Annotated in this window: 15 protein-coding genes; 12 read left to right on the top strand and 3 right to left on the bottom strand. The window is 39.8% G+C overall.

The genetic code is table 11. The features are described from left to right. The first annotated feature begins 28 nt into the window (after positions 1–28). From BLR37_RS04335 to rnc, 3 genes are all read left to right on the top strand, one after another. On the top strand, positions 29–265 hold the full coding sequence (locus tag BLR37_RS04335) for an acyl carrier protein (RefSeq protein WP_008508386.1): 237 nt from the start codon (positions 29–31) through the stop codon (positions 263–265). 21 nt (positions 266–286) lie between these two features. Next, on the top strand, positions 287–1,540 hold the full coding sequence (fabF, locus tag BLR37_RS04330; protein WP_090765090.1) for a beta-ketoacyl-ACP synthase II: 1,254 nt from the start codon (positions 287–289) through the stop codon (positions 1,538–1,540). 93 nt (positions 1,541–1,633) lie between these two features. Next, the gene (rnc, locus tag BLR37_RS04325) at positions 1,634–2,362 is read left to right on the top strand and encodes a ribonuclease III (RefSeq protein WP_052266397.1); all 729 of its coding nucleotides are present in this window, start codon (positions 1,634–1,636) and stop codon (positions 2,360–2,362) included. A gap of 514 nt (positions 2,363–2,876) precedes the next feature. Here the strand turns inward: rnc and BLR37_RS04320 are convergent. Both BLR37_RS04320 and BLR37_RS04315 read right to left on the bottom strand, forming a co-directional pair. Beyond that, positions 2,877–3,587: a hypothetical protein gene (locus tag BLR37_RS04320; protein WP_090765087.1), complete on the bottom strand. Its 711-nt coding sequence runs from the start codon at positions 3,585–3,587 to the stop codon at positions 2,877–2,879. Between the two features lie 7 nt (positions 3,588–3,594). Then, positions 3,595–4,311 (bottom strand): hypothetical protein, encoded by a 717-nt coding sequence (locus BLR37_RS04315; protein WP_090765081.1) that lies wholly within the window; start codon positions 4,309–4,311, stop codon positions 3,595–3,597. 192 nt (positions 4,312–4,503) lie between these two features. Between BLR37_RS04315 and BLR37_RS04310 the strand changes: the two genes are divergently transcribed. The 6 genes from BLR37_RS04310 (at position 4,504) to BLR37_RS04280 (ending at position 10,179) form a co-directional block, all read left to right on the top strand. Beyond that, complete coding sequence (locus tag BLR37_RS04310) at positions 4,504–5,232, top strand: lysophospholipid acyltransferase family protein (protein ID WP_090765078.1); 729 nt, start codon at positions 4,504–4,506, stop codon at positions 5,230–5,232. A 378-nt stretch (positions 5,233–5,610) separates the two neighbouring features. Further along, entirely contained in the window at positions 5,611–6,474 is an 864-nt protein-coding gene (locus BLR37_RS04300; protein ID WP_039481089.1) for a YicC/YloC family endoribonuclease, read from the top strand. Positions 6,475–6,532: 58 nt separating this feature from the next. Continuing rightward, positions 6,533–7,099 (top strand): guanylate kinase, encoded by a 567-nt coding sequence (gene gmk / locus BLR37_RS04295; RefSeq protein WP_090765072.1) that lies wholly within the window; start codon positions 6,533–6,535, stop codon positions 7,097–7,099. 122 nt (positions 7,100–7,221) lie between these two features. Then, on the top strand, positions 7,222–7,797 hold the full coding sequence (nadD, locus tag BLR37_RS04290; protein WP_090765069.1) for a nicotinate (nicotinamide) nucleotide adenylyltransferase: 576 nt from the start codon (positions 7,222–7,224) through the stop codon (positions 7,795–7,797). 110 nt (positions 7,798–7,907) lie between these two features. Continuing rightward, positions 7,908–9,608 (top strand): glycoside hydrolase family 3 protein, encoded by a 1,701-nt coding sequence (locus BLR37_RS04285; protein WP_090765066.1) that lies wholly within the window; start codon positions 7,908–7,910, stop codon positions 9,606–9,608. 358 nt (positions 9,609–9,966) lie between these two features. After that, on the top strand, positions 9,967–10,179 hold the full coding sequence (locus tag BLR37_RS04280; protein WP_090765063.1) for a hypothetical protein: 213 nt from the start codon (positions 9,967–9,969) through the stop codon (positions 10,177–10,179). Positions 10,180–10,242: 63 nt separating this feature from the next. Here the strand turns inward: BLR37_RS04280 and BLR37_RS04275 are convergent, their stop codons facing one another. Next, positions 10,243–10,776 carry a thioredoxin family protein gene (locus BLR37_RS04275; RefSeq protein WP_090765059.1) on the bottom strand — a complete coding sequence of 178 codons (534 nt, stop codon included), beginning with the start codon at positions 10,774–10,776 and terminating at the stop codon, positions 10,243–10,245. A gap of 206 nt (positions 10,777–10,982) precedes the next feature. Between BLR37_RS04275 and BLR37_RS04270 the strand changes: the two genes are divergently transcribed. The 3 genes from BLR37_RS04270 to BLR37_RS04260 all read left to right on the top strand — a co-directional run bounded on the left by BLR37_RS04270 (position 10,983) and on the right by BLR37_RS04260 (position 13,107). Then, the gene (locus BLR37_RS04270; RefSeq protein ID WP_090765056.1) at positions 10,983–11,639 is read left to right on the top strand and encodes a TatD family hydrolase; all 657 of its coding nucleotides are present in this window, start codon (positions 10,983–10,985) and stop codon (positions 11,637–11,639) included. Positions 11,640–11,722: 83 nt separating this feature from the next. Next, entirely contained in the window at positions 11,723–12,511 is a 789-nt protein-coding gene (locus tag BLR37_RS04265) for a tRNA threonylcarbamoyladenosine dehydratase (protein WP_090765053.1), read from the top strand. Between the two features lie 92 nt (positions 12,512–12,603). Continuing rightward, on the top strand, positions 12,604–13,107 hold the full coding sequence (locus BLR37_RS04260) for an endonuclease domain-containing protein (protein WP_208599595.1): 504 nt from the start codon (positions 12,604–12,606) through the stop codon (positions 13,105–13,107). The last annotated feature ends 1 nt before the right edge of the window (position 13,108 follow it).

Below are 13,108 nucleotides of genomic sequence, written 5' to 3'. Positions count from 1 at the left end.
AATTATTTAACCATTAAATTATAAAATTATGTCTGATATTGCTTCAAGAGTTAAGGCTATTATCGTAGAAAAACTAGGTGTTGACGAAAGCGAAGTTACGCCAGAGGCTTCATTCACCAACGATTTAGGTGCAGATTCTTTAGATACCGTAGAGTTGATTATGGAATTTGAAAAAGAATTCAATGTAGCTATTCCTGATGATCAGGCTGAAACCATCGGTACTGTTGGTCAAGCAATCGCTTATTTGGAAAAAAACGTTAAATAGAATTACGCTTTTTCAGTATAAATGGAATTAAAAAGAGTAGTAGTAACAGGGTTGGGTGCGCTCACTCCTATAGGCAATAATGTTCCTGATTTTTGGGAAGGATTGACTAACGGGGTGAGTGGCGCTGCTCCTATTAAGGGTTTTGACACTGAAAAGTTCAAGACTAAATTCGCATGTGAGGTTAAAAATTTCAATCCAGAAGACTTTTTGGAGAAAAAAGAGGCCCGCAAGCTAGATCCGTTTGTACAATATGCCCTTGTGGCTACAGATGAGGCTGTGAAGGATGGAGGTTTCGATTTCGAAAAATTAGATACCAACCGAATCGGCGTTATCTGGGGTGCGGGCATAGGTGGATTGAAAACATTTTTGGATGAAATTTCAAATTTTGCCAAAGGTGATGGTACGCCTAGATACAATCCATTTTTTATTCCTAAAATGATTATTGATATTGCTCCAGGGCATATCTCTATCAAATACGGTTTACGTGGACCGAATTTTGCAACTGTTTCGGCATGTGCTTCTTCTACCAACGCCATGATTGATGCATTTAACTATATCCGCCTGGGTATGGCCGATGTAATTATCAGTGGAGGTTCTGAAGCAATCATTAACGAAGCAGGTATGGGTGGTTTTAACGCCATGCATGCATTATCAACCCGTAACGAAGATCCGGCAACCGCATCACGTCCTTTTGATAAAGACCGCGATGGCTTCGTAGCTGGCGAAGGTGCAGGAACCATTATTTTAGAAGAACTTGAACACGCTAAAGCAAGGGGTGCAAAAATTTATGCAGAACTTGTAGGCGGTGGAATGAGTGCTGATGCTAATCACATCACTGCACCACATCCTGAAGGTTTAGGTGCCAGAATGGTAATGACAAATGCACTAAAAGATGCCGGCTTAACACCTGCCGATATAGACTATATCAATGTTCATGGTACTTCTACACCGCTTGGTGATATTAGCGAAACCAAAGCCATTGGTACATTATTTGGCGAAGATGCTTACCGTTTAAACATCAGCTCGACCAAATCAATGACTGGCCACCTTTTAGGAGCTGCCGGAGCTGTTGAAGCAATTGCCGCTATTCTTGCTGTTAAAAATGATATTGTTCCTCCAACAATTAATCACTTTACAGATGATCCTGCATTTGACCCTAAATTGAATTTTACTTTTAACAAAGCGCAAAAACGTACCGTTAGAGCGGCTTTAAGTAATACATTCGGCTTTGGTGGTCATAACGCTTCTGTGATTTTCAAGAAATACGAAGATTAATTTAGCGCAGCTGCCATATAATTTTGTATGCTAATTAAAAATAGATAACTTAGTTAAATATGCTGATTAGCCGTTAATTGTGTTATTTATTTAATGCCGATATTAAAATTATATAAACTTTATCTTTCTCCCGAAAAGGAGTTTGTTAAAAAGCTGAGAAATATTTTAGGCTTTATTCCAGGGAATGTTACGCTATATAAAATGGCGTTCAGGCACCGCTCTGTGGCTAAGGTTTTAAAAAATGGCAGCAGAAGCAGCAATGAACGTCTGGAGTTTTTAGGCGATGCTGTTTTAGGATCGGTAATAGCAGAATTACTTTTTAAACATTATCCGTACAAAGAAGAAGGTTTCTTAACCGAAATGCGTTCTAAAATTGTAAACCGGGCTAACCTGAACCAATTGGCCAAAAAAATTGGTTTTGATAAGCTTATTCAATTCGATCAGCGCTCGGTAAGCATTCAAACCAAGCACAATTCGATGCTCGGCGATGCTTTTGAAGCCATTGTTGGGGCCATTTACATGGATAAAGGCTATAACTTTACCAAAGAGTTTTTGCTTCGCCGCATTGTAAAGCCCCACATCGATATCCATACCCTCGAGCAAACAGAAACCAATTTCAAAAGCAAGCTGATTGAATGGTGCCAGCGCCACGGCAAAGACGTGATGTTTGAACTGGTACAGAATGGTGAAGGCGAAAGTGCCAAATTGTTTACCATCAGCGCCATTGTTGAAGGCGAAAAATATGGTACTGGAAGAGACTATAACAAGAAAAACGCCGAAAAACTAGCTGCAGAAAAGGCTTGCGAGGCACTTAGCATTTAGAAGTTCATCAGTTCACTGGTCATTAGTTCATTGATAACTGCCTATTGCAAACTGTATTAGGGTTAACTGACGCCAAACGAATATCGTCATTGCGAAGCCAGACTTTGCGAGCTGAAGCAATCTTTTGGATTGTATTAACCGACTCCAAACACCCAACTCCAAAATTATTCATCTGGTCCCATTAGTAACTGCAAACCGCTAACTGTAAACTGAACAATGGTTAATCGGTTAAATGTTTAATTGGTTAACTGGACTCTCAACTCCGAACTTTATTCATCTGGCCTCATTAGTAACTGCAAACCGCCAACTGTAAACTATAATGGTTAATCGGTTAATTGCTTAAACTGGTTATGAGTAACTGCAAACCGCAAACTGTACAATGGTTAATCGGTTAATTGCTTAAACTGGTCATGAGTAACTGCAAACGGCACAATGGTTAACAGAACATTTGCCCTATGCCCTATGCTCACAACCGGCTCCCGATTTAAGACTCCAGACTAACGACTCCCACCTACTACTTCCCTTTCCCGAGCGTATCAGTAAATTTCTTTGAAGATTCTTTAATATATTTAATGTAATCGTAGCTATTCCAGTATTGGGCTTTATCAAATTCAGGGCGGCAGTTGAGCATATATTTCTCTAAGGTATCGCCTCTTAATTCTGTATTGTTTTTAATGATACTCTGGTTAAAATATACATCAATCTGCGATTGTTTAATCTCATTATCTGCATAACGGCCAAACCTGCGTGCGTTCTTGGGGTCGCTACCAAATAAATTGTACAGGGCATTTAGCGGACTGAATATAGCCGATAATAAGGTAGTTTTACCACCGTTGTATACTCCTTTATTCTTATATTCCCTTTTAATTTCGGCTAAATCTTGCTGTTTGGTATTACCATAAACGGTTACATCATCAAGTGTGGTACTTGCCCGTACCAGATAAACAATAATATCTTGCTGGCTTTTTACCACCACCCTTTGGTCGATCAGATTCCGTTTTATTACCAAAAGGGTATCGCCAACTTTAGCTTTAAGCTGAAACATCCCAATATCATTACTCCCTACACCAATACCGGTACGCAAATTGGTAATTTCTGATAGCGCAATCCGGATATTCGACCCCTTTTCGATCACCACACCTTTCACAATAAAATCCTGCGCTTTGGCTAATAAGCCTATCGTGGTTAAAAGAATGAGTATGATGATAAATTTAAAATTCTTCATGTTGTATTTAATTGGTACGTTTCAAAGTATCGGTATATTGTTTAGCCGACTCTTTGATGTATTTAACCGCATCGTAATTGTTCCAGTTGCTGGCCATACTGCTGCTGGGATAATAATCAAGCAAAAACTTATCCAGTTCCTTTCCCCTTAATGTGGTATAACTGGTTACCAGGCTTTTATTAAAAAATTTATCGATCTCAATTAAGCTCAGCTCTTTTTTATAATATCGGTTAAATTTACGCGCCCTGGTTGGAGTTTTCCCAAATAACTCGTAAAAAAATGTTAACGGGCTGCCACCAAAGGGATTTAATAAAATTAATGGTGGTTTACCCGCATAAAAAGAGCCGCTATTCTTAAAATCGCGCTTAATATCTTCCATTTCCTGCTTTTTAGTCTGCCCTTTAACCGTTACTTCTTCCAGCATAGTACTACCTCTTACCAGGTAAACTACCAAATCATCGTCTGTTTTAACTACCAGTTTTTGATCGGTTAAATTCCTTTTTTTAACCAATAAGGTATCTCCTACCCTGGCATTGAGCTGAAACAGGCCAATCTCGTTGCTGGTTGCCCCCATCTTATTGTTCAGGTTGGTAATCTCGGCCAGGGCAACCCGCACATTCGAACCTTTTTCAATCACCACACCCTTAAGCATAAAGTTTTGGGCCATACCATTAAAACCTGGTATTAAGCCAATCAGTAAGACAATAAATTTTAAAGACTTCATGGCGTTAAATGAGTTAATTGATTTAGACTTTCCTGGCGATGCACTAATTTAACAGCAGATTGGTTTTGTTGTTTGTTTCCTGCTTTAATTGTTACATCCCAAAGCAAATAAAAATGCTTTCATATCTCTAAGATATTTTTCGTAAAATTAACATTTGTTACACGTTCAAACTGTTAACAAAACGTTAATAACATGAGAAAGCTACTGGGCGGATTTTATTTATTGTACGCAGCAATTGTATTTTTTATACTCATGGTTATGGTGTGCCCCTTCATTATCCTCAGCATGGGCATTTTTAACGAGAAAACCGGTCGCAAGATTTCGTTCTGGTTTTTGAAATTCTGGGCCTGGGGCTTTAGTTTATTAACCTTCCTGTGGTTTACCACCCGGGCCACTCCAATTGACACCGAAAGGGCTTACATTTATGTTGGTAACCACAGTTCGTTTTTAGATGCCGTTGCCATTGTGCTTGGCATTCCGCAGGCTTTTAGTCCGCTGGGGAAAATAGAAATGCTTAAAATACCGGTTTTTGGCTGGATTTATAAACGTTTGGTGGTGATGATTGACCGCAGCAGCCGCGAAAGCCGCGATCATTCGGTAGCTGAATTACGCAAAGACCTGGCAGAGGGGCAATCGATTTTAATTTTCCCTGAAGGAACAATGAATAAAACAGACCAGCCATTGGCTCCTTTTTACGATGGTGCTTTCCGCCTGGCCATAGAAACCCAAACACCCATTTTACCTTTTGCCATACGCAACAGCAGAGCACATTTACCGCGCACCGATCCGCTTTTGTTAAATCCGGGCATTATTAAAACGGTATTTGGCGAAGCCATCGAAGTAAAGGGTTTGGCAGCAGAAGATTTAGAAAAGCTGAAGCAAAAAACATTTGAAGCGATTTTAAAACTATTGGAAAAATAGGCTCATTTTATTAGAAAATGAACACTTCGGTACTTTTGGCCAAAGCAGTCCTGCTGTCCGTTTTATCCCGAATATCCCGATAGCTATCGGGACGGGGATGTCACTCCCATCAGGTTTAAGAGCCAACGTTCTGCACTTTGTAGGAAACAGGTTTGGCCAAAGGCTAAGGCCTTGAAAATTAAACCCGATTGAAGCGGGCACGGAGTGTAACGAAGTAAAGCGTAAAGCGGGACTGCTTAAGCGATGAAAAACTGAACGTTGGTTTTCAAAATATCAGCAGTGTCATATTTTATTTGCAACTATCCACAATTCTAAGGCCCCGGCCATTATTATTTCTGCTTTCAGCTTAAAACCCTATCTTTGCGCATGATAAAATCCATGACAGGATACGGCTTAGCAACAGCCGATTATGCAAATGCGAAGTATAGTGTCGAAATCAAATCGCTCAACAGCAAATTCCTGGAGCTCAATTTAAAATATCCTAAATCTTTCTCCGATAAAGAATTGATCTTGCGCAATGTATGCAGCAAAGATATTGAAAGAGGAAAAGTAAGTTTAAGCATCAATGTAGAACGCAGCAATGGCGAAGTTACAGGAGCTACCATTAATACTGCTTTATTGAGCCACTATTACCAGCAACTGGTTGCCGTTAACAACGAGTTAGGTGCCGATAGCAGCAATTTGCTGCAAACAGCCTTAACTTTCCCTGATGTAATTAGCTATAAGGAAGAAAGTGTTAGCGAAGACGAGTGGAACCACCTTTACAAGATTTTTACTGAGGCCCTGGCCAATTTTAACCAGTTCAGGGAAGATGAAGGTGCCGTTTTAAAGGCCGATTTAGAATTGCGCATTAAAAATATCCTGTCGTACTTTAAATCTGTTGAAGAACTGGAGCCCAAAAGAATTACCGCTATCCGCGATAAATTTAACCAGTTTTTAGAGGATGCGGTGGGTAAGGTTAACATCGACCAGAACCGTTTTGAACAAGAGTTGATCTACTACATTGATAAGATTGACATCACGGAAGAAAAAACACGTTTAAAAAGTCATTGCGACTACTTTTTACAAACGTTAACCAGCAAGGAAGCAAACGGTAAAAAAATGGGCTTTATCTCGCAGGAAATAGGAAGAGAGATTAACACCATGGGTGCTAAGGCTAACGATGCCCAAATGCAACAGTTTGTGGTGGGAATGAAAGAAGAATTAGAAAAGATAAAAGAACAATTACTGAATGTGTTGTAACGTTGGGCGGAAAGCGATAAGCGCTTAACGCCAGACGCCAATCGCAAAACTATTAAAAATGCAAGGCAAATTAATTATATTTTCGGCACCATCAGGAGCAGGTAAAACAACTATTGTACATCATTTATTAAAGAAATTTCCTGAGCTGAGCTTTTCTATTTCTGCAACTACGCGCGAGTTAAGGGGAACTGAAAAACACGAGAACGACTATTATTTTATCAGTAAGGAAGAGTTTTTACATAAAGTAGCCCACCAGGAATTTGTAGAGTTTGAAGAAGTTTACAACGGCACTTTTTATGGCACTTTACGCTCGGAGATCGAACGGATCTGGAACGAAGGTAAACATGTTATTTTCGACATTGATGTTGAAGGAGGTATCCGTTTAAAAAGAAAATACGAAGAAGACGCACTGGCCATTTTTGTTCAGCCACCATCGTTAGAGGTATTAAAAGAGCGTTTAAGCGGCCGCGGAACGGATAGCCCTGAAAAATTACAGGAGCGCTTTGTTAAAGCCGAAAAAGAATTGCTGTATGCCAATAAGTTTGATGTGATTTTAAAGAATTATGATCTGGCAACAGCCTGTGCAGAAGCCGAGCAATTGGTAGGGAATTTCTTGAAGAAATAAATTCCATCATTGCGAACTGCAGCGACGGGAAAAGAGCACAAGGGTGAAGCAATCTTTTTGCAAATTAGATTGCTTCGGCTCGCTCAATCCAGCCTCGCAATGACGGACACAAATACTGAAACATGAAAACTGGTCTCTTCTTCGGTTCCTACAACCCCATCCACACCGGTCATTTAATTATCGCCAACTACATGGCTAACCATACCGAACTGGTTGAGGTTTGGCTGGTGGTTTCACCGCATAACCCGCTAAAGGATAAAAATGGTTTAACCAATATGTACGACCGTTTGGAGATGGCCAAACTGGCAACCGAAAATGCCGAACACATCCGCGTTAGCGATATTGAATTTGCCCTCCCACAGCCCTCATATACCGTTGATACCTTAGCTTACCTGCAGGAAAAATATCCTGAAAAAGAATTTGTACTGATTATGGGAGCTGATAACCTCGTTTCTTTTAAAAAGTGGAAAAACTACGAGGTACTGTTAAAAAACTATCAGATTTATGTGTACCCGAGGCCTGGAGCAAACGTTAAAGAGTGGGAAAACCATCCGGCAATCACTTTTACCCAAACACCTTTAATGGAAATTTCTTCAACCTTTATCCGCAAGGCAATTAAAGCACGAAAGAATGTTCAGTTTTTCCTACCCGATAAGGTAATCGATTTTATTGAAGGTAAGGGAATGTATAAATCTTAAGCACCCAATGCCTTTTTTAAAACCTACTGTATTAAATCGATTACTTGGATTAGTTTTTGTTTAATACGGCTTTGGTTTATTAATTTAGCTGACCTGATACAACAAAACAAGTGAAAAAAAATCTTTTTATACTCATTGCCCTCTGTGGCGCTGCGTTTTCTGGCAGTGCACAACAAAAATCTTATTTAGAAATGTTAGCCAATCAGCCTAAATGGGTCGATTCGGTTTTCAATAAACTAAACCGCCGGGAGCGCATTGCACAGATGTTCTTTGTACGCGCGCACACTAACCTCGGGCAAAAATATACCGATTCGGTTGGCCAGGTGATTAAACGCGAACAGTTGGGCGGGGTAATCTTTTTTCAGGGCGGTCCGGGCCGGCAGGCCATTGCCACCAATGCCTATCAGAAATTAAGCCATGTGCCCTTAATTGTAGCTAATGATGGCGAATGGGGTTTAGGTATGCGCTTAGACAGTACTATTTCTTATCCTTACCAGATGACTCTTGGCGCTATCCAAAACAAGGATCTTTTGTATAAAATGGGCTTAGAGGTGGCCAAAGATTACAAACGCATGGGCATGCAGATGAATTTGGCTCCTGACGCGGACATTAACAACAATCCCAAAAATCCGGTAATTAACTACCGTTCTTTTGGCGAAAATAAATACAATGTAGCAACCAAAGTTGCCGCCTATATGAAAGGCATGCAAGATGGCGGTTTACTAACCACTTTAAAGCACTTTCCGGGCCATGGCGATACCGATGTAGATTCGCACTACGATTTGCCACAACTAACCTTTTCGGCTACCCGGTTAGATACTTTAGAAATGTACCCTTTTAAAGAACTGATTAAACAGGGCGCGTCGGGTGTGATGATTGCCCACATGAATATTCCATCACTTGATAACACACCGAATTTGCCTTCTACCCTTTCTAAACCTATTGTTACCGGCATTTTAAAGCAAAAACTTGGATTTAAAGGTCTGATCATTTCTGATGCAATGGACATGAAAGGTGTGGTTAAATATTTTAAAAACGGCGAAGCCGATTTAATGGGAATTATTGCGGGGAACGATATCCTCGAGCTTTCTGAAAATAGCGATAGGGCCATTAAACTGGTACGTAAAGCGGTTAGACAAGACCGTATAAGCATGAAAGATATCGATGCAAGCGTACGCAAGATATTAACCGCAAAATACTGGGCAGGTTTAGCCAAAAAGGATACCGTGGTAACACAAGGGATAGTTGCTGCCGTTAACCGGAATGCCAGCAATGCATTGGTACAGGAACTTGCCAATGCATCAGTTACGTTATTAAAAGGTAAAGATTACATCAAACGGTTAATACCCATTAGAAGAACTGCTATCATCAGTATTGGTGTACCTTCAGTTACCACTTTCCAGAAAGAAATTGCTAAAGGCTACTATAACTCGGTTTATTATGTTCTGGATAAAGATGCCAATCCAACTCAAATCTCGAACATTGCCCGCGAAATCGGTGCGTTTGATCAGGTTATTGTTGGTATTCATGATAGCCGCTCACGTCCGGCCAATAACATGCCGCTAAATGCCGGCGTAAAGAATTTCATTAAAGAATTATCAGGAAAAAATGCTGTTTTTGCGCTATTTGCTAATCCATACAACCTGGCAGGTTTACCAGGACTGGAAAATAGCAAAGGACTTGTTATAGCTTATCAAAAAGAAGATTACATGCAGGTTTCGGCCGCAGCCGTAATTAATAACAGATTGGTACCAACGGGTAAACTGCCGGTAAGTGTGGCTCCTAATTATAAATTTGGAGAAGGTCTTTAAATAAATTAGTATTAACCACAAAGCCGTAATTAATAACAGATTGGTACCAACGGGTAAACTGCCGGTAAGTGTGGCTCCTAATTATAAATTTGGAGAAGGTCTTTAAATAAATTAGTATTAACCACCAAGGCACGAATAATCGTTCCGTCATTCTGGCGCAGGCCAGAATCTCTCTCTTTTAACGATAAAAGCATTACAGTTAAAATCTCGGATGATGAATCATTCGAGATTTTTCATATAGCCACAGGTTGCATTTGAACTTTAATCTTTGGCCTTTCTGCTTTGGTCTTTAGTCTTTCTGCTTTTTCCAAAACAATTTCCGGCTAAAAGTGATTATCTAATTATAAATCTTAATGTTATGATAGATCCGGAAAACGACAACTATTCCAACGATCCTAACGATGCACTGCGCCGGGAGGATGAGGTAGAAAATATCAACGAAATTAATGGCGACGATACCAGCATTGAGTATGATAAAGATATGCTGGAACAAGCCGATGAAGCTTCAAGACCATCATATGAACTCGATTTGGATGATTTTGAAGATAACGACGATGATTTAGATGATTAAAAAAAACGGCAGATCAAATTTAGCAATTTGATCTGCCGTTTTTTATGCTAAAGCTCTGTAAAACTACTTTGCTTTTGGTTTATACGTCTCAGGATTAACTGCTGTAGTCGTCCATCCCTTTAAAAAAGCGGTTATCTTTTTTACATCGTGACCAACTTTCTTTTTGCCATTCGTGCCTACTTCTTCTGTCTCCAGGTACGAAGAGTTTTCAATGTGCAATACCTTTCCTTTTCCATCCAAAACTAAAAATACCGGAAAACCGAAACGTTGCGGGTAGCCTAAACTGGCTAAAACACTTTCGTTTTTATTTTCGGGGCTGTAATTAACCAGTACGGTTTCGAAGTTATCGTTGATGTATTTTTTCAATGTAGCAGTACTATCAACCAAGTTGTGAAAAGCAATGCACCAGGTGCACCAGTTACCACCAACCTGTAATAAAACATGCTTATTTTCTTTTGCTGCCTTTGCAACCGCTGCTGCAATATCTGCTTTAGCATTGGCCTGAGGATTATAAATATGAACCCCTTCTTTTTTCGCCTGACTAAAAGCCGCTGTTGACACAAACACAGCCACCAGTAGAATGATTATCTTTTTCATGATTTTTTAGAATAATAAAGTAAAAATAAGAAAGCCTACTAATGTAATAGATTATTCGCAAATTCTTTACAGAACGGAAACATTAGATAGTCCATAGTCCATAAGATGGGCCGGTTGCCAGAAAAATAGTTTAATCTCTCGAGCAGTTTTTCCATCTTAACACCTCCATACCAACATTTTCCCTATTTCTTTATCTTTGTCCTTCAATGGATTTTTTAGATCTACATACCCACAAAACAGCAGAGCAGCAGGGTGCCATTAGCATCCAGAGTTTATCGTTAACCAGCGATATATTTCTGGCTATGCCTAAAAAAAAGCCAATTTCTGTGGGACTACATCCCTGGTTCGCCAGGCTCGAAACCCTCGAACTGCAAATGCGTTACCTGGAAGTAGTAGGCAAACAAACTAACGTGAAATTAATTGGTGAGTGTGGCCTGGATAAACTCAGAGGAGAAAATGTAAATAACCAGCTGCTTATTTTAACTGAACAAATTAAGCTTGCCGAACGATTGAATAAGCCATTGATATTGCACTGCGTAAAATGCTTTTCCGAGCTCATTGCGCTAAAAGATCAGCTTCAGGTGAAAGTTCCGATGATTATCCATGGTTTTAACAAAAATGAAGCCTTAGGTAAACAACTACTAAGTAAAGGCTTTCTGCTCTCCTTTGGTACGGCCATATTAAAAAAGGATTCAGGTGCAGCCAAGCTAATCCAGGAAATCGACAACTTCTTTCTCGAAACCGACGATTCAGCCATTTCTATTCAAGAAATTTATGAGGCCGCAGCCAATTTAAAAAAATGTACGGTTGATGAACTTAAAGCTTGTATTTTTGCCAACTGGAAAAAATTGAATTTATTGTAAAATAGCCACGGAGACACTGAAACCACGGAAAAATATCAATTCCATATAAATCGGTTTCTCTTTGGTAAAATGGAAAAGTTATAATGTCTGATGTAACCTGGCTTTCACGCTCCGCCCTTCTTGTAGGTAATGATGGAATAGAAAAACTACAAGCTAAACACGTTTTGGTAATCGGTTTAGGAGGTGTAGGCTCTTTTGCTGCAGAATTTATTTGCCGTTCGGGAATTGGCGAAATGACTATTGTTGATGGTGATGTGGTAGATCCCACCAACAGGAACAGACAACTACCAGCTTTGGCTACCAATCATGGTGTGGGCAAGGCAGAAATTATGCGCGAGCGTTTACAGGCGATTAATCCCGAGCTCAAGCTTCATGTAGTCGATACTTTCCTTACCCCCGAAAAATGCCGGGAGATTTTAGAAGGTAAATTCGATTACATTATGGACTGCATTGATAGTGTAATGCCTAAAATTACCTTGCTATCTACAGCACTGCAGAAAAATATCCCGATTGTAAGTTCAATGGGTGCGGGTGGCAAATTAGATCCGACTAAACTTAGAATTACTTTACTTCCAGAAACCTACCAATGCGTTTTTGCCAGCTATGTACGCAAGCGGCTAAACAAACTTGAAAATGCGGCAAAAATTAAGGCTGTTTTCTCAACAGAGGAAGTGGATAAAAACTCCATGATTATGACCGATGGCAGCAACTTTAAGCGTTCGGCCTATGGCACCATTTCTTACCTTCCTGCAGCATTTGGGGGCGCCTGCGCATCAGTAGTAATCCGCGATTTACTGGGCTTAAAAATTGAAATGTCAGAAAGGCCCGAAAGGATCAGGCGTAAGCCACTGAAGAAAAAGAAAAAAGCTTAAGAGAATAGCATTGTTGAAATCATGATTTCGGGAAGATTTTAAATTGTTGTAAGTTAGGGTATAATAAATATGCTTTTGTATTTAAGCCCGTTATGCAACAAAAAACTAACACACCTGTCGGTTCTGGCATGCTAAATTCCCCTCTTTCAGAGGGGTGTCCGCAGGACGGGGTGTCTGGTATTGTAACTGGAAAATTAATCATTAACGGCATAAGTTTAGCAACAAGCCCAACTAAAGCTCTACCGTGTGAATCCCGGTTAAAAGACAGAGCAAAAGCATTAAGACAAGCCCGAAACTTGCCGGAGGTACTCTTCTGGATGCAGGTAACAAAAAAACGTTTTCATAAGATAGATTTCGACCGGCAACGTGTAATAGGCCCTTACATTGTTGATTTTTACATCAAACAACTTAGCTTAATCATTGAAATTGATGGTTCAAGCCACGACAATAAACAGGTTTATGATAAACGCCGTGAAGATTATTTAATATCGCTGGGATTAAAAGTATATCGGATATCCGTTAGTGATATAATGAAAAAAATGGAGTTTGTAATTATGGGGCTGGAAGAATATCTCATTAAAGAATATGGAATATAAC

This window comes from Pedobacter soli, from assembly GCF_900101435.1.
In the GTDB taxonomy this organism is placed as follows: Bacteria; Bacteroidota; Bacteroidia; order Sphingobacteriales; family Sphingobacteriaceae; genus Pedobacter; species Pedobacter soli.
The sequence above is the reverse complement of the archived record's forward strand: the minus strand, read 5'-3'. Positions and strand labels throughout refer to the sequence as shown.